The 22557-nt window shown below is 65.2% G+C and carries 24 protein-coding genes; 9 read left to right on the top strand and 15 right to left on the bottom strand.

Features of this window, described 5'->3' with window-relative positions:
• The first annotated feature begins 5 nt into the window (after nt 1-5).
• A complete protein-coding gene (locus tag AC1RJW_RS19200; RefSeq protein WP_493046393.1) occupies nt 6-1196 on the top strand; it encodes a phytanoyl-CoA dioxygenase family protein in 1191 nt (396 codons plus the stop codon).
• 34 nt (nt 1197-1230) lie between these two features.
• Nucleotides 1231-2349: a Gfo/Idh/MocA family protein gene (locus AC1RJW_RS19205; RefSeq protein WP_493046394.1), complete on the top strand. Its 1119-nt coding sequence runs from the start codon at nt 1231-1233 to the stop codon at nt 2347-2349.
• 13 nt (nt 2350-2362) lie between these two features.
• Here AC1RJW_RS19205 and AC1RJW_RS19210 read toward each other — a convergent pair whose 3' ends face one another.
• On the bottom strand, nt 2363-4372 hold the full coding sequence (locus AC1RJW_RS19210; protein ID WP_493046395.1) for a glycoside hydrolase family 3 protein: 2010 nt from the start codon (nt 4370-4372) through the stop codon (nt 2363-2365).
• A gap of 217 nt (nt 4373-4589) precedes the next feature.
• Between AC1RJW_RS19210 and AC1RJW_RS19215 the strand changes: the two genes are divergently transcribed.
• Nucleotides 4590-5630 carry a helix-turn-helix transcriptional regulator gene (locus tag AC1RJW_RS19215; RefSeq protein WP_493046396.1) on the top strand — a complete coding sequence of 347 codons (1041 nt, stop codon included), beginning with the start codon at nt 4590-4592 and terminating at the stop codon, nt 5628-5630.
• Nucleotides 5631-5637: 7 nt separating this feature from the next.
• Here AC1RJW_RS19215 and AC1RJW_RS19220 read toward each other — a convergent pair whose 3' ends face one another.
• The 6 genes from AC1RJW_RS19220 to AC1RJW_RS19245 form a co-directional block, all read right to left on the bottom strand.
• Nucleotides 5638-6729 carry a porin gene (locus tag AC1RJW_RS19220; protein WP_493046397.1) on the bottom strand — a complete coding sequence of 364 codons (1092 nt, stop codon included), beginning with the start codon at nt 6727-6729 and terminating at the stop codon, nt 5638-5640.
• Nucleotides 6730-6760: 31 nt separating this feature from the next.
• Nucleotides 6761-7405 carry a maleylacetoacetate isomerase gene (gene maiA / locus AC1RJW_RS19225; RefSeq protein ID WP_493046398.1) on the bottom strand — a complete coding sequence of 215 codons (645 nt, stop codon included), beginning with the start codon at nt 7403-7405 and terminating at the stop codon, nt 6761-6763.
• Nucleotides 7402-8757: an MFS transporter gene (locus AC1RJW_RS19230; protein WP_493046399.1), complete on the bottom strand. Its 1356-nt coding sequence runs from the start codon at nt 8755-8757 to the stop codon at nt 7402-7404. The genes maiA and AC1RJW_RS19230 overlap by 4 nt, the downstream gene beginning before the upstream one ends.
• 66 nt (nt 8758-8823) lie before the next feature.
• On the bottom strand, nt 8824-9531 hold the full coding sequence (locus tag AC1RJW_RS19235) for a fumarylacetoacetate hydrolase family protein (protein WP_493046400.1): 708 nt from the start codon (nt 9529-9531) through the stop codon (nt 8824-8826).
• A gap of 21 nt (nt 9532-9552) precedes the next feature.
• A complete protein-coding gene (gtdA, locus tag AC1RJW_RS19240; RefSeq protein WP_493046401.1) occupies nt 9553-10605 on the bottom strand; it encodes a gentisate 1,2-dioxygenase in 1053 nt (350 codons plus the stop codon).
• Complete coding sequence (locus tag AC1RJW_RS19245; RefSeq protein WP_493046402.1) at nt 10602-11816, bottom strand: 3-hydroxybenzoate 6-monooxygenase; 1215 nt, start codon at nt 11814-11816, stop codon at nt 10602-10604. Before AC1RJW_RS19245 ends, gtdA begins: the two co-directional genes overlap by 4 nt.
• Nucleotides 11817-11965: 149 nt before the next feature.
• Between AC1RJW_RS19245 and AC1RJW_RS19250 the strand changes: the two genes are divergently transcribed.
• Together AC1RJW_RS19250 and AC1RJW_RS19255 are read left to right on the top strand one after the other, a co-directional pair.
• On the top strand, nt 11966-12886 hold the full coding sequence (locus AC1RJW_RS19250) for a LysR family transcriptional regulator (RefSeq protein WP_493046403.1): 921 nt from the start codon (nt 11966-11968) through the stop codon (nt 12884-12886).
• A 44-nt stretch (nt 12887-12930) separates the two neighbouring features.
• A complete protein-coding gene (locus AC1RJW_RS19255) occupies nt 12931-13386 on the top strand; it encodes a GNAT family N-acetyltransferase (protein ID WP_493046404.1) in 456 nt (151 codons plus the stop codon).
• Here the strand turns inward: AC1RJW_RS19255 and AC1RJW_RS19260 are convergent.
• Nucleotides 13383-13778 (bottom strand): winged helix-turn-helix transcriptional regulator, encoded by a 396-nt coding sequence (locus tag AC1RJW_RS19260; protein ID WP_070218572.1) that lies wholly within the window; start codon nt 13776-13778, stop codon nt 13383-13385. The two genes, AC1RJW_RS19255 and AC1RJW_RS19260, sit on opposite strands and share 4 nt — an antisense overlap.
• A gap of 162 nt (nt 13779-13940) precedes the next feature.
• Between AC1RJW_RS19260 and AC1RJW_RS19265 the strand changes: the two genes are divergently transcribed.
• From AC1RJW_RS19265 to AC1RJW_RS19280, 4 genes are all read left to right on the top strand, one after another.
• Nucleotides 13941-14513 (top strand): FMN-dependent NADH-azoreductase, encoded by a 573-nt coding sequence (locus tag AC1RJW_RS19265; RefSeq protein WP_493046405.1) that lies wholly within the window; start codon nt 13941-13943, stop codon nt 14511-14513.
• Nucleotides 14514-14634: 121 nt separating this feature from the next.
• Entirely contained in the window at nt 14635-14922 is a 288-nt protein-coding gene (locus tag AC1RJW_RS19270) for a putative quinol monooxygenase (protein WP_493046406.1), read from the top strand.
• A gap of 79 nt (nt 14923-15001) precedes the next feature.
• Complete coding sequence (locus AC1RJW_RS19275; protein ID WP_493046407.1) at nt 15002-15568, top strand: hypothetical protein; 567 nt, start codon at nt 15002-15004, stop codon at nt 15566-15568.
• Nucleotides 15568-16302 carry a hypothetical protein gene (locus AC1RJW_RS19280; protein ID WP_493046408.1) on the top strand — a complete coding sequence of 245 codons (735 nt, stop codon included), beginning with the start codon at nt 15568-15570 and terminating at the stop codon, nt 16300-16302. The genes AC1RJW_RS19275 and AC1RJW_RS19280 overlap by 1 nt, the downstream gene beginning before the upstream one ends.
• 75 nt (nt 16303-16377) lie before the next feature.
• Here the strand turns inward: AC1RJW_RS19280 and AC1RJW_RS19285 are convergent, their stop codons facing one another.
• The 7 genes from AC1RJW_RS19285 to folE2 form a co-directional block, all read right to left on the bottom strand.
• A complete protein-coding gene (locus tag AC1RJW_RS19285) occupies nt 16378-17121 on the bottom strand; it encodes a hypothetical protein (RefSeq protein ID WP_493046409.1) in 744 nt (247 codons plus the stop codon).
• 29 nt (nt 17122-17150) lie between these two features.
• On the bottom strand, nt 17151-17597 hold the full coding sequence (locus tag AC1RJW_RS19290) for an Imm70 family immunity protein (RefSeq protein ID WP_493046410.1): 447 nt from the start codon (nt 17595-17597) through the stop codon (nt 17151-17153).
• 24 nt (nt 17598-17621) lie between these two features.
• Nucleotides 17622-20072, bottom strand: a complete 2451-nt coding sequence (locus AC1RJW_RS19295; protein ID WP_493046411.1) for a penicillin-binding protein 1A — start codon at nt 20070-20072, stop codon at nt 17622-17624.
• 74 nt (nt 20073-20146) lie between these two features.
• Nucleotides 20147-20542: a hypothetical protein gene (locus AC1RJW_RS19300; protein ID WP_493046412.1), complete on the bottom strand. Its 396-nt coding sequence runs from the start codon at nt 20540-20542 to the stop codon at nt 20147-20149.
• The gene (gene blaOXA / locus AC1RJW_RS19305; RefSeq protein WP_493046413.1) at nt 20539-21357 is read right to left on the bottom strand and encodes a class D beta-lactamase; all 819 of its coding nucleotides are present in this window, start codon (nt 21355-21357) and stop codon (nt 20539-20541) included. Before blaOXA ends, AC1RJW_RS19300 begins: the two co-directional genes overlap by 4 nt.
• Nucleotides 21358-21443: 86 nt before the next feature.
• On the bottom strand, nt 21444-21611 hold the full coding sequence (locus tag AC1RJW_RS19310) for a hypothetical protein (protein ID WP_493046414.1): 168 nt from the start codon (nt 21609-21611) through the stop codon (nt 21444-21446).
• A 33-nt stretch (nt 21612-21644) separates the two neighbouring features.
• Nucleotides 21645-22556, bottom strand: coding sequence for a GTP cyclohydrolase FolE2 (folE2, locus tag AC1RJW_RS19315; RefSeq protein WP_493046415.1), 912 nt, complete (start codon nt 22554-22556; stop codon nt 21645-21647).
• Nucleotide 22557 lies beyond the last annotated feature (1 nt).

The following is a 22557-nucleotide window of genomic DNA, read 5'->3' on the forward strand; positions in this document are numbered from 1 at the left end:
ACCGCATGCCCACCTCAGACGCCGCCGCGCAGACCTCCCCCTACTGGCTGACGCCGGAACACTGCGACCTGCAGGACTTCATCGCCACCGTCAGCCAACGCACAGCGCTGGCCGACTATCCCCACGCCGCCGCGGTGGAAGAAAACATTCTCGTCTACGACTGCGACCAGGTGCGCGCGCTGGCCGGCAAGCCGCTGGCGTTGCGCGCGCTGCAGGCCGAATGGGGCCGGGCGCTGATGGATGGCCCGGGCGTCATCGTGCTGCAACGCGCCGTCGCCGACATGGACACGCTGGAACGGGTAAGCGGCGTCTTTCGCGCGCTGATCGCCGAGCAGCATGCCAGCGGCCAGGCGGCCGGCGACCATTTCGCCAAGGCTGGCGCGAATGACCGTATCTGGAATGCCCAGCAAAAGCTGTGCCTGCGCGCGCCGGAGGCGTTCGCGCGCTACTACGCCAATCCCGTCTTCGCCTGGATCGCCGAGGCATGGCTGGGTCCAGCCTACCAGATGACGGCGCAAGTCAATGTCGTCAACCCGGGCGGAGCGGCCCAGGCGCCGCACCGCGACTACCACCTGGGCTTCCAGAGCGCCGCCAGCTGCGCCGCCTACCCCGCGCCCGTGCACCAGATGTCGGCCTTGCTGACACTGCAGGGCGCCGTCGCCCATTGCGACATGCCGCTGGCCTCCGGCCCCACCCTGTACCTGCCCGGGTCGCAGCGCTACCGGGCCGGTTTTCTCGCCTGGCAGCAGCGGCCGTTCCGCGACTACTTTGCGCAGCATTGCGTGCAGCTGCCCCTGTCCAAAGGCGATGCCGTGTTCTTCAACCCCGCCCTGTTCCATGCGGCCGGGCATAACCGCTCGTCCGACATCCGCCGCATGGCCAACCTGCTGCAAGTGTCGTCGCCGTTCGGGCGCGCCATGGAAGCGCTGGACCGCCGCGCCATGAGCGCCGCCCTGTATCCGGCCCTGCAGGCGCTGCGTGCCCGGGGCGCCCTGGATGATGCTGGCGTGCGCCACGCGGCGGCCGCCTGCGCCGAAGGCTATGCCTTTCCCAGCAACCTCGACCGCGACCAGCCGATCGGCGACATGGCGCCGCCCACGCAGCAGCAGCTGATGCACGAAGCGCTGGCGCAGGACTGGCCCGCTGCACGCTTTATCGACGCCCTGGATAGCCACGCCTGGCGCCAGCAAGCCTGAATCCCTCACCACGATACAAACGGAGTACCCGCATATGCAAGACATCCACATCGGCCTGATCGGCGCCGGCTACATGGGCAAGGCCCACACCATCGCCTACAAGGCCGTGCGCAGCATTTTTCACACGGCCTTGAATCCCGTGTGCGAATGCATCGGCACCAGCAGCAGCGAAGGCGCCGCCCGCAGCGCGCAGGAGCTGGGGTGGCAGCGCTCCACGGGCGACTGGCGCGCGCTGGTCAATGATCCCGCCATCGACGCCGTCATCGTGGCCACGCCGCCAGCCACGCACAAGGACATCGTGCTGGCGGCGCTGGCCCTGGGCAAGCCCGTATTCTGCGAAAAGCCGCTGGGCATGACGGCCGCCGACTCCCTGCTGCTTGCGCAGGCGGCGGAAAACGCGGGCGTGGCCAACATGGTGGGCTATAACTACATCCGCACGCCCGCCAGCCAGCTGGCGCGGCAGATCATCGAATCGGGAGAGATCGGCGAAATCATCCATGTCGCCGCCGAACACGTGGAAGACTATCTGCACGACCCGCGCGCACCGGCATCCTGGCGCACGCGCGCGGCGACGGCAACGCGCGCCGGCGCACTGGCCGACGTGGGCTCGCACCTGCTCAACCTGGCCCTGCGCCTGGGCGGCCCCGTCGATGCGCTGGTGGCCGACATGAACACCGTGCACGCGCAGCGGCAAGGCCCGCACGGCATGGAAGCGGTGGAAAACGACGACCAGGGCAACCTGATGCTGCGCTTTGCCAGCGGCGCGCTCGGTGCCCTCACCTTCAGCCGCGTGGCGGCCGGGCGCAAGATGGGCTACACCTACCGTATCACGGGGACGAAAGGCGCCATTGCGTTTGATCAGGAAAACCAGAATGCACTATGGCTGTACGATGCCGGCCATCCCGCGCAGCGCCAGGGTTTCCAGCGCCTGCTGATGGGCCCCGCCCACCCCGACTACCTGGCGTTCAGCCAGGGCGCGGGGCACGGCACGGGGTACAACGAGCAGATCGTCATCGAAGCGCGCGATTTTCTGCAGGCCATCGCCAGCGGCCAGCCGGTCTGGCCCACCTTCCGCGATGGCTACGAAGTGGACCGGCTGATCGATGCCGCGCTGCGCTCCATGCAGGAGCGCAGCTGGATTTCCGTGCGCTGACGACAGGGGCGGTTTAGTAGGCCAGGCCGTAACCGAACTTGTACAGCGGATGGGCCGTGTCATACGGCACGTCCGATTTCTGCACCTGCACTTCGGCCATCGACGAGGGCAGCTCGAACGGCAGCTTGCCTTGCGGCTTGGCCTTGCCCGTCAGGACATCGAACAGCGCGCCGTCGCTCACGCCGAAGTTGGCGACGATGGCGCTGGCCTTGTCCTGCACGTTGCCGAGGATGGCCGGGCGGTCCAGGTACACGGTGACCACCGTCTTCGGCGCGTATTTCGCCGCATTCTTGATCGCCTCGTAGTCGGCATTGCCGTCGACGTAATCGAGGCGGCCCTCGTGCTGCATGCTGCCGAAGATGTAGTTCGGGTGCAGGGTTTCATACGGCGCGGCCACGCGCAGCAGGGCCACGTCCGCTTCCTGCGGCGTGGCGACCACCGTGTAGCCATACTGTTTCGCCACGGCCGCATCGATGCCGTACAGGTAGACCTTCTTGACGGTGGCCGCCAGCGGCAAGACCTTTTCCTTGTTTTCCAGCAAGACCAGCGAGCGGCGCTGGGCCTCCAGGCCCGCCTCGACGAATTCCGCCTTGCCCACCGTGCTGGCCGCCTTGGCCGCATCGACGAACGGGTGCTCGAACAGGCCCTGCTTGAATTTCTGGATCAGGATGCGCCGCGCCGAGGCGTTGATGCGCGCTTCCGTCAGCTGGCCCCGCTGCACGGCTTGCGTCAGGTACGGCGCTTCCGTCACGCCGCCAAACTGGTCCATCCCCGCCGTGACGGCCTTGACGTAACGTTCGGCCTTGGTGGCGTCTTCCATGCCCCACGGCGTGCCGAAGCCGATGAAGGAAGGCGCGACGCCCGGCGCCGTGCCGTTGCGGCAGTTGGCGTCGCAGTCGGAGGTGATGCCCCAGTCGGACAGGATCACGCCCTCGAAGCCGTATTTGCCGCGCAGCAAGTCCGTCAGCAAGGTCTTGCTGAAGCCGGCTCCCACCTGCTCCAGGGTGATGCCGTCGACGGTGATATTGCCGTCTGGCATGGCATACGTGGGCATGACGGAGGCCGCCTTGGCCGTGAACGCGCCTTCGAACGGCTTGACGTGATAGGCGAAGTTGTTGCCCGGGTAGGTCATGTAGCGGCCATAGTAATTGTGACCATCGAAGCCCTCCTTCGTGGCGCCATAGCCGACCCAGTGCTTGACGACGGCCACCACGCTGCCGTCATGCAAGCCCGTATTGCCATCCTGAAAACCCTCGATATAGTGCTGCACCATGCGCTTGGCCAGGTCCGCGTCTTCGCCGAAGGTGCCGTTGATGCGCGCCCAGCGCGGCTCGGTAGCCAGGTCCGCCTGCGGCGACAGCGCCTGCGTGATGCCGACGGCCAGGTATTCCTGGCGCGCGATGTCGCCGAAACGGCGCACCAGCGCGTCGTCGCCGATGGCGGCCAGGCCCAGGGTTTCAGGCCACTGCGAGAAACCCTTGGTGCCGGCGCTGGCGCCCACCGTGTACTGGAAATGGTGGCGCGGGTCCGTGCTGATGGACACGGGGATGCCGTGGCGCGAGGTTTCGCTCAGCGCCTGCACCTTGTTGTACTGGGCCGCCATATTGGCCGTGTCGCCCGCCATGCGGGTAATGAAGGTGTTGACGTACTGCTTGACGATCAGGTCTTGCAGGGCCGTCAAGTCATACGCGCCGCCCAGGCCGATGCCGGAAGGGTCGGACACGGTGGGTGCCGTGCCGTGCATCATCAGGCCCGCCTTTTCATCGAGGCTCATGCGCGACAGCAGGTCGTCGGCGCGCGCCTCCGCCGGCAGGCGCCAGTCTTCGTACGGGTCGATCTTGCCGTTGCGGTTCATATCCTTGAAGGTATAGCCGTCAACCTTGAGCTGGGTGTAGGTGGTGGCGCCGAACACGGGCTGCGTGTATCCCTCGCTGCCGGTATCGTTGCCGCAGGCGGCCAGGGCAAGCGTGGCGACGCAGCCGGCGACCACGCGGGCCATCGGTTTCAAAGTGCAATTCATCATTATCTCCAAGACTGTTTTTGTAGGTATCAAGGCACGGCAGCAAGGCCGGCCGAAAACAATATAGCGTGAGAATGCGTGAGTTTCTTGACCGCGCAGCACGCGTTTTATACCCGCGAGAACAATTTTTGGTTAGATGGCACAACAACCAACAATCTCCTACAAAGTGCTAATATTTGTGAAAAATTACTACAACAAGCAGCATAAGCAGGAGACAGCCTTGCACAAACCCGACACGCGCACGGTTTCGAACCGCATCGCGCAGCAATGCGCGCGCGCCATGCAGGCCGATGGCCACGATCCCGCCGACTTTTTCCGCCAGACGGGCATCACGCCGGCGCAGCTGGACGAGCCGGGCGGCCGCATCAACGCCGAGCGGCACCGCCGCATGACGGCCTACGCCCAGCAACTGCCCCAGCACCGCGGCCTGCTCGATCTCGACGTGACGCACTGGTTCGCGCATTACTCGGGCATCGCCCACGTCTGCTTCAACCGCCCCACCCTGCGCAGCGCGCTGCACGAGCTGCTGCACTTGCGGGGCCTGATCGGCGAATTCGACTTCATGCTGATGAGCGAAAATGGCACGCGCATCGAGATCGAATACCTGTCCGAGTTCTGCCAGCTGGGGGGCGCCATGCAGGCGCTGGCCAATTTCCGCATGCTGTCGCTGGTGGCGCGCGCCTACGACGATGGCACACCCACCGCCTTCCATGCCGGCTTCCAGGGCAAGGCGCCGTGGTTCGCGCCGGCCATTTCCGAGTGCTTCGGCGCCGCTGCCACCTTCGGCCAGGCACGCAATACCCTGACGTTCGACGCGCCGGCGCTGGACCGGCCCTTCGCCCAGTTCAACGCCATGCTGGCGCCGCACGCGCTGCGCCACGCGCAGGGGCAATTGCAGCAGTTGCAGGGGGCGCAGCTGTTTTCGGCCCGCGTGGAGCAAGCCATCATCGATTTGCTGGGCCGGCAAGGTGCCGGGGACGCCGACGGCGCCGCGCTGCTGCCGGCCCTGTGCGATGGCCTGGCGATGAACCGCTGGACCCTGCAGCGCCAGCTGCAGCAGGAGCAGACCTCGTTCCGCGCGCTGGAATTGCGCGCCAAGAGCCGCGAATCGCGCCGTTTGCTGCGCGAAACGACCCTGAGCGTGGTGGAAATCAGCGAGCGCCTGGGCTTTTCCTCGCAAAGCGCGTTTACCCGCTTCTTCAAGACCCAGTTCGAGCTGCCGCCGGCGCGCTACCGGCACGACATGCAAGGTAGCCCCTAGGAAGGCGTCAGAAGAAGTGGCGCATCCCCGCCATCACGCCATGTTGCGTGCGCCCCGCGCCAACGGTGCCGCCCGCGTCCAGCGCCACGGCCGCCGCGCCATCATTGGCCATGCGGCCGATGGCGCCGTAGACGGCCGTGCGCCTGGATAAATGATACGTCAGGCGAACGGTGGCCAGGGTGGCATCGTTCGGGCTGGCCTTGACGGCGAGTCTGGCGAGCTGCCCATCGAGCACCAGCGCGGGGGCCAGCGGATAGGCGGCGCCCACATACAGCAGCTGCGAGTCGATGGGTCCCGTGGCGGCGCGGATCGTGCGGTCGATCACGCCGCCGCCGATTTTCAGCTGATCAAACATGGCATAGGCGCTGGCGATCACGCGGCGGTCGAAGTTGCGGCTCGACGTGAGACCGTTGGCCGCGCCCGCATTGCCGTACAGGATGTCGTACGAGGCCGTGGCGCCGTAGCGGCCCGTGTCGTAGCCGAGCAAGGCGGTGATCTGGCGGCACGCCTTCGCATTGCCCGCCACTTCGCCCGCGCAGCCAGTGGCGGCCGGCCCGCCTGCCGCCGAACCATCGCGCCCCAGGCTGTAGGTGGCGCCCACGGTCACATCGAAAAACGTGCCCAGGTAGCCGATGGCGTTGTCGCTGCGCGCATTCGGCAGGTACAGATCGAGGCTGCTGATGGAAAACAGGGTCGGGCCCATGATGTCGGACTTTTGCGTGGCCCAGAACGACATGTTCATTTGCCGCCCCAGCATCACGCTGCCATAGCGCCCTTTCAGGCCCACCCACGACTGGCGGCCGAACAGGCGCCCGCCCTGCCCCGCGATGCCCGTGTCGACGCCGAAGCCCGATTCCAGCGCAAAGATCGCCTGCAGGCCGCCGCCCAGGTCTTCCACGCCCTTGACGCCGAAGCGCGACGGCAATGAACCCGTGAGTGTCGGCACCTTGACCATGCTGTCGCCGGCGGCATTGACATTGCTCGTGTAGGCCACGGAGCTGTCGAGCACGCCGTACAGGGTCACGCCGCCTTGCGCGTAACTGGTGCCGCAGGCGCACGCGCCCAGCAGCGCCACGGTGATGGCGTTGATTTTTCTCATGCTTGTCTCCGTTTTTTGGTTTTGTATTGTTTTATTCGGCGTCTGGCTGCACGTCGGGGCGCGCCTGCCGGAACGCGGGCAGCGCCTCGCACTGCGCCACGATGCGGCGTATCGTCGGATACAAGGCCAGGTCGCACTGGAAGCGCAGCGCGTTGTACACCTGCGGCACCAGGCAGCAGTCGGCCAGGGTCGGCATATCGCCATGGCAGAAGCGGCCCGTGTGCGGGCTCCCCGCCAGCTCCGCTTCCAGCGCGGCCAGGCCCAGATGGGTCCAGTGCCGGTACCACGCGTTTTTCTGCTCCTGCGACAGGGCCAGGGGGCCCGTCAGGTAATTGAGCACGCGCAGGTTGTTCAGCGGATGGATGTCGCAGGCGCACACCATGGACAGCTGGCGTACCCTGGCGCGGCCCAGAGCATCGGCGGGCAGCAGTTTTTGCCCCGCCTGCGTCTCGTCCAGGTACTCGATGATGGCCAGGGATTGCGTCAGCACGGCGCCGCCATCCTCCAGCACGGGCAACAGGTGCTGCGGGTTCAGGCTGGAAAACGCGGGCGTGAACTGCTCGCCGCCGTTGCGGCTCAGGTGCACATAGGCCGTGTCGGCGTGCAGCTGTTTCAGGTTCAGCGCGATGCGCACGCGGTAGGACGCGGAACTGCGGTAATAGCCATGCAATTTCATACGGTGCTCTCTTTCAGGGTAGCGGGAATGGCGCTGGCGGCGCTCCGGGCGCGCATCAGGCACCCCATGGCCAGCAGCGCCAGGGAGGCCAGCACGGCGGGAATAGCCAGCAAAAAGAAGATGGTTTCATTGTCAAGTTTCAGGGTCAGCATCAGGCCGCCGGCCATGGAACCGAGCACGGAGCCGCTGCGGCCCACGGCGGCGGCCCAGCTGACGCCTGTGGCGCGGCTCGACGTGGGGTAAAAGGCGGCGGCCAGCGCATTGGCGCCCACCTGCGAGCCGCTCACGCCAAAGCCCACGCCGAAGACGGCCAGCACCAGCAGGGCCAGGCTGCTGCCCGACAGGGCCACGACGACGATGCAGCCAGCGGCGGCCAGGTAGGCGATGCTCAGCACTTTATGGGGGCTGTAGCGGTCCATCCAGCGGCCCAGCAGGATGGCGCCGACCGTGCCGCCCACCTGGAACATCATCGTCACCAGCGAGGCGTTCGACAGGGACAGACCATTGCCGTTCAGCAAAGTCGGCATCCAGCTCGACAGCAGATAAATGATCAATAAACTCATGAAAAACGTGGACCACAACAGCAAGGTGCCGCCGATGACGCCGGGACGGAACAGTTCCGCCATGGGCGAGCCGGCCAGCTTCTTGTCGCTGACCACCAGATGCGGCAGGCTGGCCAGGGTCGGCGCGATGCGGCGCATGATGATCTGGCTGCCGTCGCGGCCTTTCAGCACCAGCCAGCGCAGGGATTCCGGCAGCGCCAACAGCAGCACGGGCACCAGCAGCAGCGGCAAGGCGCCGCCCAGCATCAGCACGCCGCGCCAGCCGATCAGGTGCAGCAGCTGCGCCGACGCCAGGCCGCCCAGCGCGGAACCGATGGTAAAGCCGCAGAACATCATGGTCACGAGGCCGGAACGGCGCTGCTGCGGGCAGTATTCGGACGTCATGGTCACCGATGTCGGCATCGCGCCGCCCAGGCCCAGGCCCGTCAAGAAGCGCAGCACCAGCAGCATCGTCAGATCCGTCGACCAGGCCGACAGCAGGCTGGCCGCGCCAAAAAACGCGACGGAGACGATCAGCACGGGGCGGCGGCCGTAACGGTCCGCCAGGGGGCCGAATAAAAACGAACCGGCCATCAGGCCAAACAGGCCGGCGCCGAACAGGGGCGCCAGCGCGGCGGGCGTCAAGCCCCACTCGGCGCGGATGGCGGGCGCGATGAAGCCGATCGAGGCCGTATCGAAGCCGTCGATGGCGACGATGAGGAAGCATAGCCAGAGGATCAGTTTCTGGTAGCGGGAAAACGGGTGGCTGTCGAGGAAGTGCTGGACGTCGGTGCCGGCGTGGGTAGTCATGGTCTTGTCTCCGTTGTTATTGTTCGTTCGGGCTGCGCGGTCTGTGCCGCGCTGGCCCGAGGGTGTTTACTGCACGGCGACCTTGATCGGCGTCAAACCGTCTATGCGCGCGTGCATGGTCTGTCCGCTGGTGACGGCGCCCACGCCTTCGGGCGTGCCCGTCATGATGATGTCGCCCGGCTGCAGCTCGAACAGCGTCGACAGGTTGGCGATGACTTCATTGACGGACCAGATCAGATGCGTCAAATCGCTCGTCTGCACGACCTTGCCGTCGACTTCCAGCACGATGGCGCCCGTGGTGATTTCACCGCATGCCGCCATCGGCGTGAGCGCGCCGATGGGTGCGGAATAGTCGAAGGCCTTGCCGATTTCCCACGGACGGCCCTGTTCGCGCATGCGCATCTGCAGGTCGCGCCGCGTCATGTCCAGGCCCACGCCATAGCCGAAGATGTGCGAGGCCGCGTCTTCCAGGGCGATGTTGCTGCCGCCCTTGCCGATGGCGACCACCAGTTCGATTTCATGGTGGTAGTTCGAGGTCTGCGCCGGATACGGCACCGTGGCCGTCACGCCGGGCGGCACGGGGACGACGGACTTGTCGTCATTCGGCTTGCAAAAGAAGAATGGCGGCTCGCGGTCGGGATCGAAACCCATTTCGCGCGCATGGGCGGCGTAGTTGCGGCCCACGCAGTAGATGCGGCGCACAGGGAACTGCGCGTCCGTGCCGACGATGGGCAGGCCGGCGATGGCCTGGGGGGTAAAAATGAATTTGGTCATGGTGAAATCCTGTGTGAAAAATCAATCGGTCAAAAACTGCTCGCGCAGCACGCCCATGGCTTGCTGCACGGGGCGGTCGGAAAAACTGAACAGCACGACGTCTTCCTCCGGGCAGTCGAAGGAGACAAGAGCCCACGACGGCACGACGAAGGTGTCGCGCGGGGCGAAATCAAACGCCTGCCCGCCTATCGTCACCTTGCCGTGGCCTTCGACGACGCTGTAGACGGTGCCGTCGGTGCTGCGCGCGCGCTTGCCGGCAAACCCTTTCGGCAGCAGCTGCATGAAGGTGGCCATGGTGGGCATGGGCGAGCCGCCCGTCAGCGGGTTCGCGTATTTGAGCTTGTAGCCGTGCCACTCGTCGATGGCATCCGTGCGCGACAGCAGCTCCAGCGCTTCGCGCGAACGGGCATACGGGTAATTGAAGATGGGCGAGGTGGCGCCCTGGTGCAGGGGTTTTACCGGCGCCATGTTGTAGCCGTAGCGGGCCATGCTCTGGCCTTCCGGGCGGCTGACCGTCTGGCTGTCCTGCGTGTCGTTTTCCGCGAAGCCGGAATCGAAATAGCGCAGCATGGGAATGTCGAGGCCATCGAGCCAGACGACAGGCTCGCAGACGCCGTCGATGCCCACATTGCCGTGGTCATGCCAGGTCCACGACGGCGTGATGATGAAGTCGCCCGGGTGCATGGTGGTGCGCTCGCCCGCCACCGTCGTGTAGGCACCCTGCCCGCTCACGACGAAACGCAGCGCGGACTGGCTGTGGCGGTGCGATGGCGCCACTTCGCCGGGCAGGATCAGCTGCAGGCCCGCGTACAGCGATTGCGTGATCGACGAGCGGCCCGGCAAGGCGGGGTTTTCCAGCACGAGGACCCTGCGCACGGCTTCGTGGGCCGTGATCACTTCGCCGGCGCGCGCCAGCTGCGGCGCGATGTCCGCATAGCGCCACAGGGCCGCCGCATACGGCGCCGTCGGATGCGGCGGCACCAGCGTGTGCAGCGATTGCCACAGGGGCGACAAATGCATGCCGCTCAGGGCGTCATACAAAGCCTGGCGTTCGGGCGTTTGATGGGAGGTCATGCTGCCTCCTTCCCGGTGGCGGCCAGGCAGGTTTGCGCCGTCCAGCCATACAGCCAGGCCAGCGCCTCATAGAATTGCGCCGGCGTGCGCCCGCGCCACAGGTCGTTGCGCACCAGGCGTTCGACGCCCCTGGCGTGGTACAAGCGCCCCATTTCGCGCGCAGACAGCACGACACGGGCCGTGCGGGCGATGCGCGAGGTCTGGTACAGCTGGAAGGCGGCGGCCATGTCGAAATCGCAGGCGCGCACGGCTTCGCCCAGGGTCACGGCATCTTCCAGCGCCATGCAGGCGCCCTGCGCCAGGTATTGCAGCATCGGGTGGGCCGAGTCGCCCAGCAAGGTCATGCGCTTGGTGCTCCAGTTGGCGACGGGGTCGCGGTCGGCCGTGCTCCAGCGGCGCCAAGTCGTCGGCTTGTGCAGCAGCTGGCGCGGCTGCGCATGGACGCCGTCGAAATACGACAGCACCTCTTCCTTGCTGCCGTCCGTGACGCTCCACGCTTCCTGCTCGCGGCTGTGGAAGGTCACCACCAGGTTGTATTGTTCGCCATTGCGCAGCGGGTAGTGCACGAGGTGGCAGTTCGGCCCAGCCCAGACGACGGGCGCGTTCCAGCGCAGGTCGGCCGGCATGTCGGCGGCCGGCACGACGGCGCGGTACACCACGTGGCCGGAAACGCGCACCTGGTCGCCCACGATGCGCTCGCGGATGACGGATTTCACGCCGTCGCAGCCGATCAGCACATCGGCGCGGAAGCTGCGCCCCGCCGCATCGACCACGGTGACGCCGTCGGCGTCTTCCGCCACGTCCGTCACCTGCGACGAGGTCACAAACGTGATCAGGGGCGAGGTGCGCACCGCGTCGAGGATGGCGCCGTGGATGTCGGCCCGGTGGATCACGGCGTAGGGATTGCTGAAGCGTGCGCGGAAGGCCGCGTCGACGACGAAGGTGCCTACCTCGGTGGCGTCGACGGCGTCCATCATCACCAGGCGTTCCGTGAACACGGCGCGGGCCCTGGTGCGCTCGCCCACGCCCAGCGCATCGAGCGCGGCAAAGGCGTTGGGCGCCAGCTGGATGCCGGCGCCGATCTCGCCCAGGGTCGATGCCTGTTCCAGCACGGTGACGGCCAGCCCCAGGCGCGACAGGGACAGCGCGGCGGCCATGCCGCCGATGCCGCCGCCGACGATCAGCACGGACGGCTTGTGGTTAGTTTCCATTTCTCTCCTCCAATTGATCTGTGTGCTTGCGCGCAGCACGTTTGCTGTGCTCTTGGTATGGCAAGCAGTGTGCCGACAGGTCAATATTTGGTAAAGCGATGGAATACAATAGCCACAATCACGTTTTTAAATAATGGCGGAATCTCCTTATGTCGCGCTTCGATATCGAATTGCTGTTCATCTTTGACGAGATCTATAAAAGCCGCAACGTGACGCGCGCGGCGGAAAACCTGGGCTTGCCCCAGTCGACGGTGAGCATCGGCCTGGGGAAATTGCGCACGCATTTCGGCGACCGCCTGTTCGCGCGCACCTCGAAAGGCATGGAGCCGACGCCGCGCGCGCAGAACGCCGTGCAGGACGTGCGCGCGGCAATTGCCGCCTGGCAGCACGCGCTGGCCGACCAGCCCGTGTTCGACCCGGCCGCCAGCACGCGCGAATTTGCCATCTGCATGACGGACATCAGCGAAATCGTGCTGCTGCCCATCCTGCTCAACCATTTGCAGCAGACGGGCCCAGGCATCACGCTGGACGTGTCGAAGATCGCCACCGACACGCCGGCGCGGCTGGAAGGCGGCGAAGTGGACCTGGCAGTGGGCTTCATGCCGCACTTGGAATCGGGGTTTTATCAGCAGAAACTGTTCGACCAGCATTTCGTCTGCCTGGTGGCCAGCAGCCACCCGCGCATCCGCGACACGATTACCGTGGAAGAATTCCTGGCGGAGGGGCATATCGAAGTGAAAAGCTCGGGCACGGGACATTCCATCGTGGAAAAGGTGCTGGCAGCGGCCGGCGTGCAGCGGCGCATCGTGCTGAAACTGCCCAGCTTTCTCGGCGTGTCGCGCATCGTCGCCGAAACCGAGTACATCGTCACGGTACCGTACCGCTACGCACTGCAGATGCATGACCACGAAGCGTTCCGCATCCTGCCCTTGCCCGTGGCACTGCCCAGCTTTTCAGTCAAGCAGCACTGGCACGAGCGCTACCACCAGGATGCGTCGAACCGCTGGCTGCGCCAGACCATGGCGCAGCTGTTCGGGGCAGGCGACGCGACAGCGTTGCCAATTGAGTAATTTTTCCGCATACTGCCAGGCCTTGCCCTTCATTGCCGTCCACTATGCTTATCAGCCTGCGCCCCGTCACCGTCGACAATTTCGACCTCATCAGCGACTTGCCCCTGTTGCCGCAGCAACGCGACTATCTGGCCAGCAACGACTATTCCATCGCGCAAGCGAGTTTCCATCCCGCCATCCTGCATACGCGCGCCGTGTATGGCGACGAGGAAGTGATCGGCTTCCTGATGTTCGTCTCGCCCGACGCCGACGACCCGCCCGGCCACTACCAGATCTGGCGCTTCATGATCGACCACCGGCGCCAGGGGCAAGGCCATGGCCGCGCCGCCCTCGCCCTGGCGCTGGCGGAAATCCGCGCCCGCCCGGATGCGCGCAGCATCGAAATCTGCTACAAGCCCAGCAATGCCAACGCGAAACAGTTCTATGCCAGCATGGGTTTCGTGGAAAAAGGCATGGACGCGGATGGCAATGACATGCTGGCCGTGATCGAACTAAGCTAGCTGCCTGACGTCGCGCCCGCATCGGCCCTGGCATCGAACGCCAGCCGCGCCGCATCGATGGCGTCGCGGTGGCCGTAGGCCCAGGCGCCCAGCGCGCTGATGGGAATCAATAGCGAACGCCCCAGGTCCGTCAGCGCATAGTCGACGCGCGGCGGCACGGTGGGAAACACGGTGCGCGTGACGAGACCGTCGCGTTCAAGACCCCGCAGGGTCAAAGTCAGCATGCGCTGCGAGATGCCGCCGATCAGGCGGCGCATCTCGTTGAAGCGCTTGGTGCCATTGCCCAGCAACATCACCACCATCACGCTCCATTTGTCGCCCACGCGGGTGAGGATGTCCGTGATCGGGCGGCACGAGTCCGCCACGCCCGCATGGCCGCCGTGGTCGCGCATGCGCTTTTCCAGCTCGGCCCCGCGCGCGGCCACCTCGCCCATAGTCACATCCGTGTGCCCCAGTGTGGAAAAAGTGCCTTCTTGTGCGTTCATTTGATAGTCACTATATTTAACCCGGTTACAAAAACATACCACCCGATCATACCATCCAAGAAGGCCTATATGAACATCCTGCATATCGATTCCAGCGTCCTTGGCGAGCATTCCGTCAGCCGCCAGCTGACCACCGCCATCGCCGCCCGCCTGCAAGCGGCCGCGCCCGGCGCCACCGTCCGCTACCGCGACCTGGCCGCCCAGCCCTTGCCGCAATTTACGGCCTTGCCCGGCGTCGCCGAGGGAGAAATCCTTGCCGCCGCGCTGGAGCAAGTGCTGGCCGCCGACATCATCGTCATCGGCGCGCCCATGTACAACTTCGCCATCCCCAGCCAGCTCAAATCGTGGCTCGACGCGCTGGCCGTGCCCGGCAAGACCTTCCAGTACGGCGCCAATGGCCCGGAAGGCTTGCTGGGAGCCAAGCGCGTGATCATCGCCTCGACGCGCGGCGGCTACTATGGCGCCGACACGCCGATGGCCGCCCTGGAACACCAGGAAAGCCATCTGCGCGCCTTTCTCGGCTTCCTCGGCATCCAGCAGATCGAGATCGTGCGCGCCGAAGGCGTCAAGGTCAGCGACGCAGCCAGGGCGCAGGCCTTGACGGCGGCCTTCGAGCAGATCGGCGCGCTGCAGGCGGCATAGGTTCAGCTTGATTCTCTGGCTGCGGCGGAAACTGTTTCGGCGCAGCCAGACTGGGCATGGCGGACAAGAAAGGGCAAACTGCGCTAAGCTGCATCCGCCCCACCACTTTACAAGGACCACCATGACCCTGACCGTCGTCGCCACCATCGATGCCCAAGCCCAACATATCGACGCCGTGCGCGCCGCCCTGGAAGCCGTCGTGCCGCCGAGCCGCGCGGAAAGCGACTGCCTGCGCTACGAGTTGCACCTCGACAATAAGATTCCCACGCGCTTCATCATGCTGGAAGAATGGACGAACAACGCGGCCCTGACTGCGCACTACGCGACGCCCCACTTCCACGCACTCGTGGCCGCCACCGAGGGCAAGGTCGTCAAGATCGACGTGGCGGAATTGAGCAAGCTGAAGTAACAAGCGGCGCGCTGCGCAAGCGCGCGGCCATCTTGGCAAGTTGCCATCTATAATATGGCAACTTTTCTCTATGGCCATCATGACGACACTTTCCTCGATACGCGGCGCCGCAGCGGCAGCCGCCTTGACACTCTGCGCTGGCGCCTTCGCGCAAGCGCCCATGCCCAATCTCGTGGGCGAATACAATCTGCTCTCGTCGAAGATCGTGCCGCCCAGCAACTGGGGCTATTCCAAGGCCCGTGTTTCAATCAAGCAACTCGACGACCATCACTTGCTGATCCTGCTCGCCTGCGAGTGGAAACGCGAGCCGAAGGCCGTCTGCGGCGACTATTTCTATGCCCAGTGGCGCGACGACGGCCTGTACCTGCAGGACATGAACACGTTTGCCATGCGCCTGTACTTCGATCCTGCCACGCGCAAGCTCACCATCATTTCGCGCGGCGCCGACGCCAAGCAGAGCGTGCGCCACGAAGTGTTCGGCACGACGACGGAGCCGCTGGTCGATACCGCCCTCGTGCGGCGCATGAAGCGCGAGCAATCGAATGCCGACAGCAAGGAAAACCGGCGCGTGTTCGGGCCCTACACCAAGTGGCAGTATCAGGAAAACCGCATCGAATTCCAGCGCCAGGACTTGACGGCGCGATAATGCGGAGACTGATCCAGCCCATGCGGCGCCAGCTGCTGCGCCTCGCCGGCGCCCTGCTGTGCTCGCCCGTGCGTGCGCGCGCGGCCGACAACGAGCTGCCCCGCGCCGTACGCCAGCGCATCCTGGCCACCCTGGATTCTCCGCTGCCCAAGGTGCTCAATGTGCACCATCTGGCGCTGATACGGCGTTTCAGCATCGGCTGGTCGCCCGTGGAAAGCGGCGCGCCCATGCTCAATCCGGCCTACCCGCTGGGCAAGGGCGACACCCTGGAACTGGCCATGCAAGCCATCGCCAGCCAGGATGCGCCCCTGGCCGCCCAGCGGCTGATGGAAGCGGCGCAGCTGCTGCCGCATTTCGTGCAAATGGCGAATCTGAAACCGGGCAGCTATGCCAACGGCAAGGCGTCGTTCACGTTTACCACCCGTCACCTGCAACTGCTGCGCCAGCAGTCGTGGCTATCGCTGGAAATGCTGGGCATGGGCGCACCCGGGGATTACCTGGCCGAAGGTTACTGGCCCACCCCGTCCGTCGACGGCAAGCGGCCCTACGGCAATTTTACGAATTACCCGGTGGAAATGGCGCAAGCGCTGGGCCTGCCGCTGCACCGCCAGGCGGACGGCAGCCTGACCATCACACCCATGTTGCGCACGGAACTGGAAGCGCTGCACCAGCAGACCATGCCCGCGCTGCAAGTGTTCGTGCGGGAAGCGGGCTTGCGGCGCAATACGCTGTAAAACACAGGCAGGAGCCGGCGTCTGGCTATGCCAGAGCAGACTGCCGTAACGGCACCGCGGATGCGCCAATATTGCTTACTGGTCGCACGCATCGAGCCGCCGGTTCAAAAAGCTGAATGCGCCCTGACTCTTTTTTATCAGCCGGGCCATTTCAACCCAGCTGACCACGGCGCCGCCGGATTTTTTTCTTCTATGATGCTGGCTATCCACCTCACTGCTACTGGTACTGAATCCCTGGACTGCGCAAAGAAGGAGGCTCGATGGCACCCCGCCCCTTGCAAGGCCCAGCCACTCTCCACCAAATTGTCTCCCGGCATCTGCATCAAATGGCAGGGGGTCCGCCTGAATTGGAACGTAATATCCCTTTTGAAATTTACACTTCAAGCTGTCGCTTTCCGCATCAGTCAACGCAGCGCTCAAGGAAAGAAAGAGGTCTTTCACATCCTGCTCGCTTCTATGCTCCAGGAACACCAGGTATTTGAGACCTGGATGGAGAGGATAAATTCCCAGAGGCATGAAAAACTGCACATCAACATCCTTGCCGCCCTTCAATGCTTGCACGACTTTTGCCCGGTAAACAAATCCACAGGGTTTCCCATCATCCGCCTCCTCCCGCGGCACTGCCGTCACGGACACGACCGTCACCTTCGCCACCAAAGATGCGCTTTTGACTACTTGACTTAGCGCAATATGGCCCGTTTTCGAGCCGACTGCTATCAGTTCTTGCGCATGAGAATCACAGCAACCAGCGAGAAGATAGAGAGCAAGAAAAAGACTCATCGAAAATAATACTTTCGTGCTTCTTTTCAATATCCGCATGTTTCACCCATTGCCGTAGCAGAAATCCGTCAGTTGACATAGTAAAACGGCGCCAGCCCGTCCAAAGGAATGATCTCCAGCGTGCCGCCCGAGGCCAGCAAGGCGGCAAGGTGATCGCCCATGACGTCGAGCAGCAGCAGGCCGGCGGTGGTGACGTGGTAGTCCGCCATGGAAGTGACCCGCAGGCCGGCGGCCTCGCCCCACGGCGGCCGGCTGGCAAGGTCATTGAAATCCCACACCGCCTGCCCCGGCGGCAAGGCTGCCAGTCCAGCCTGCAGATCCCGCCATTCGGCGCAGGCCGCAATGGCATCGGCGGCGTCCAGCCGCCCCCGGCACAGCTTGAGCATGATGCAGGGAAAGCGCGAACCCCACTCGCCCCCTTCCAGGCGCACGGCCACGGTGGACAGCAGCGAATGCAGCAGCACCTCGTAGCCGATGTCGCCAAGCGTGTCGCCATGTCTGAATGCAATGGTCACAATCGTCGTCCTGTGAGCGGTCGCTTAGCCTTGCGGAACAGGCGCGGGCGGCGGCAACGGGGCCGGAACGGGCTCCGGCACGGCCTTGCCATGCGACTCCTGCCCGCCCTCTTCCGCCGGCACGGCCAGCGGCGCCGGCGGCGCGCCTTCCTGCAGCAAATCGCCCGGCTCTTCCACCGGCTCGTCCTGCGGTTCCTCGACCGGTTCCACATGGCGCAGCGGCGGCGGTGGCTTGCCACCGGGGAAGATGGCGTCGCGCGCGATCTTCCCCGTGTCGAGCGCCGTCTTGAAGAAGTCGCCCACCACCAGCACGGCGTTGTGGCCGCCCTGGCCCCAGTAGTTGCTGCGCATGGTGACGCGCGCGTCGTTGAAACCCACCCAGGCGCCGCCGACGAGTTCCGGGTGCATCAGGATGAACCAGCCATCCGCATTGTTTTGCGTGGTACCGCTCTTGCCGGCCACGTCGGAGCGGATGCCGAAGCGGCTGCGGATGGCCGTGCCCGTGCCCCGGTCGATCACGCCGCGCATCATGTCCGTCAGGGTGGCGGCCGATGCCGCCTGCATGGCGCGCTTGGGCTTGTCTTCGCCGAAGCGGGCGATGGTCTTGCCTTCGCGGTCCGTGATGTGCGTGACGACGAAGGGCAAGCGCGCTTCGCCCTGCGCCGCGATGCTGGCGTAGGCGTTGACCATTTCCAATAAGGTGACGGGACTGGTGCCCAGCGCCAGCGACGGCACTTTTTCCAGCTTGCTGTCGCGAATGCCCAGCGCGCGCGCCAGCTTGATGATGGGCGGCAATCCGACGTCCTGCATCACCTGCGCCGTGATGGTGTTTTTCGAGTAGACGAGGCCGTCGCGCATGGTCATGTCGCGGCCCGTCGTGCCGCTCATGTCCGTCGGGCGCCATTTGGTGCCGTCGGCCGCCTTGATGTCCATCACGGCATCACGGTAGACGTGCTCAGGGCTCAGTCCCTTTTCCAGCGCCGCGCCGTACACGATGGGCTTGAAGGTGGAACCGGGCTGGCGCGCCGCCTGCGACACGTGGTCGAATTGTTCGCGCGCAAAGTCGCGGCTGCCCACCCAGGCGCGCACGGCGCCCGTGGCCGGGTCCATGGCCGCAAAGCCCGCTTCCAGCCGCGTCTTCGACTTGCGCAGGGCCGCCATGAAGGCGCGGTCGCCCTTCAGCTGCGCCAGCGCCTCGTCCGGCGTGCCGCCGGCCGCCGTCAGCTTGCGGTAGTCGGCGGACTCGCGCACGAAGGCGTCCAGCAGCGCCGGATGCGATTTCCAAAAGTAATCGAACGGCACGCTGCCGCCCTGCATGCCCGCGTACATGCCCGTCGAAGTGGACGACGGCACGCCCGCGCGGCTCCATTCCACGTCCGCGATCGCCTGCAGGGCATTCGCCTGGCGTTCGACGGCGCGCTCGGCCGCCTGCTGCAAGTCGTAGTCGAGCGTGGTGTGCACCACCAGCGCATCGAGTTCCAGGTTGTAGTCGTTCTCGTCGGCCCAGTCGATCAGCCATTTGCGCACGTAGGCCGTGAAATGGCTGTCCGACTGCGCCCGCTCGCTCTGGCGCTCGAAATGCAGGCGCAGCGGGCGCTTGATCAACTGCTTGTAGCGCGCCTCGTCGATGACCTCATGTTTGCGCATCTGGCCCAGGACCACATTGCGCCGCTGCAAGGAACGTTCGGGATTACCGACGGGATTGTAGTAATTCGTGCCCTTGAGCATGCCGACCAGGGTGGCGCTTTCCAGGATATCGAGGCGCGCGGCGGGCTTGTCGAAATAGGTGCGGGCCGCCATTTCGATGCCGTAGGTGTTGTACAGGAAGGGAACCGTGTTCAGGTAGGCTTCGAGGATTTCCGTCTTGCTGTAGGTGGCCTCGATTTTCAGGGCCGTGATGAGTTCCTTCAGCTTGCGGTTCAGGTTGCGCGAGCGGCCGATTTCCTCGGGGAACATATTGCGCGCCAGCTGCTGCGTGATGGTGGAACCGCCCTGCGGGTTGCCCCCTGCCGTATGCAGGATGGCGCCGGCCGTGCGGGTGAAGTCGATGCCGTGGTGTTCGTAGAAACGGTGGTCTTCCGTCGCAATCAGCGCGCTGATCACGTTCGGCGAAATCTGTTTTAACGTGACCCGTTCCTGCAAGCCCTGGTCGAAACGGGCCAGTTCCTTGCCATCGGCGCTGACCATGGTGCTGGGCGCGGCAGCGCGCGCCTGGCGCAAGTCGTGGATGCTCGGCGTCAGGGGGATCAACAGCAGCATGTACAGGATCACCAGCGCCAGCAAGGCCAGAAACGACCATAAGGCCAGCACCAGCGCGCGCCGCACGGGCGGCAAGGTCATCAAGTGCGCATGGCCGCGCCGGTACAGCGCCACTGCCCTGACCCATGCCAGCCCCGCCACGCGCACTGCCTGTACGCGCGCCCGTATGAACGCCTGCCGTGCTTTTTCCTGAAACTGCTCCATGCCTGATGCCATGCTTGTAACCTTGTCTGATGCCGGATGATCCGTTTCAGCAAGTATATAGGGCGGGCAACAAAGCGGGCCGGAATTTACGCCAAGCAAGCATCGAGGCGCGCCAGGGTGACGCCCACATACGCTCCCACGCAGCGTTCGTCATGCGTCGTAAACGGCTTGTCCACCTGCAGCAGGCCGCAATCGCAGACGACGGGGTCGACCTGGGTCACGACGCCGAGCGCCAGGTAGCGCCAGCCATCGAGGCGCACCAGGCGCTTTTCCCGGCCGGGATTGGCGCTGAAGATGGGATCCCAGTCGTCAAGTTCGCTGGCCATGGGCCACAGTTCCGCCTGGAATTGCGTGCCAGCGGCCATCTGGGCACCGCCGAACTCGTCCATCACGTGCAGGCGCTGGCCGTCCACCTCGATGACGGCTTCCAGGTACTCGCCCTCGGTCGCGATGAAGGTGGCGGCGACGATGCTGGCCGTCACTTCTGCGCCTGCTCCAGTAGGGACGGCAATTCCTTCAGCATCGCTTCGCGCGTGCGCAAGCCGGCCGATGGCAGGCCCTTTTGCTCATCCTGCACCAGGCGCGCAAACACGATGCTGCGCTCGCCCTTGCTGGCCCAGCCCACGAACCAGCCGTAGCCATGCGCTTCGTCAAAGCTGCCGTCGGCCTTGCGCGGGAAGGCGGCGCCCGTCTTGCCATGCACTTGCCAGCCGTCCACGTCGGCCAGGCGCGTCAACTTGTGCGTTTCCTGCATCGCCTGTTTCGTCACGGGCAACTGGTAATTGACCAGTTTGCGCAGGAAGCCCAGCTGTTCCAGCGGAGAAATTTTCAGCGAAGAGCTGATCCACGAGCGTTCCAGACTGTTGTCCTTGCCCGGGTCGCCCGAAACGTCCGCATTGCCGTAGCGCAAAGCCTTGGCGTACTTCTGGAAGCGCTCGGCGCCCAGCGCCTGCGTGATCTGCTGCGAATACCAGACCACCGAGTACTGCATCCAGCGCGACGGGTCCGTATCCTGGCGCCACGCTTCGCCGCCCCAGTCCACGTAGCCCTGGCGAAATGGCAGGCTGGGCTTGTGCTCGTCCTTGAGGAAGCCGGCGTCATAGCCCATGAGGCTGAGCGCGATCTTGAACGTGGAGGCGGGGGTGACGCGGTCGATACAATTACCCTCCTGCAGCAGGACGGCACCCGTTTTGGCGTCGGCCATGGCGGTGCAGATGGTGGCGGCGTGGGCTTGCGAGGCGGCCAGGACGGCGCCTGTCAGGCCGAGGATGAACGGGAAGAATGCACGGTATTTCATGGGCCTCCGGGGTTGGGGGAGAAGGACAAAGCGAAATTGTACCGGGCGGCGCGGCGCGATGCCAGCGCTGATGCAGTGCATGCGCGCTAGCACCCCGCCGGCGCGCCCGGCGGGCGTTCCCGCTTCAAATGCTCCTCTTCCAGCTCGTCCATGCCCAGCTTTTCCTCGTCGATCAGCGCATGCTCGCGCCGCTCGCGCTCCAGTTCCTCTTCCAGGCTGTCTTCGCCAGGCTCCTGCGTGATTTTCTCCGGCATGCGGTCTTCCTCCACGGTGGTTGAGTGAAAAGCTCAGGCAAGCTGGCCCGCCTGCGCCACGGCATCGTGCGGATGCAGGCTTTCCATATGCCGTACGGTAACACGCGGCTGCGCATAATGTAGCGCCAGTGCCGCCTGCACGCGGCGGGCCGCGTCTTCCACGTACATCAGGTTAGCACCATTCAAGCGCGCAAACGCCTGTTCGTCGGCCCGCTTCACGGCCGTCTGCAAGGGCGTCGCCAGCGCCGCTTCCACCAGGTCGATCAGGGGAAACAGGTCCAGCTCCGCCTGCTGCGTCAATGGCACGGTCACCGTCGCCGTGCTGCGCTGGCTGTGCGGCGTGGCCAGGCTCGCGTGTTCCTGCAGCCAGGCGTGCGCGGCCGCGCCAGCGATGCCGCCCGCACCGAACTGCGCCGCGAAGGCATCGGCCAGCAATTGCCGCGCCAGCGCCGCCGAACACGGACAAGTCGACGAGTAGCCGATCTCCACCGTCAGGGACAGGGCAAAACCTTGCGGAGAAACACTGGCTTGCAGGCGCACGGGATACGATTTCCATCCCGCCAGCCCCGCCGTCAGCAGCGCCGGCTGGCGCCGCAGCACGGGAAACGCCAGCGCGATGCGCGCCTGCGTGCTGCCGCAGTCGGCGTGACTGTCCACCATGCGCCGCAACACGGCGGCCAGGGCGCCCGCATCGAGCGGCTGCGCGGCGGCAAACGCGTCGAGCAGCAGATACAGGCGCGACATATGGATGCCCTTCACGCGCGGATCGGGCAGATCGACGTGCACGTCGGCCCACGCATGCACTTGCTGCGCCTGCCCGCCCTCTTCCAGCCACAGCGGCAAGGCGATGCCCTGCATGCCGACCCATTCCAATGGCAAGGGGTGGCCCAGGTGCGGGCCGGCCGCCACGTCGGGCAGGGGCGAAGAAAGGGAATCGCGCTTCATG

The sequence above is a fragment of the Janthinobacterium sp. GW822-FHT07A03 genome (assembly GCF_058798815.1).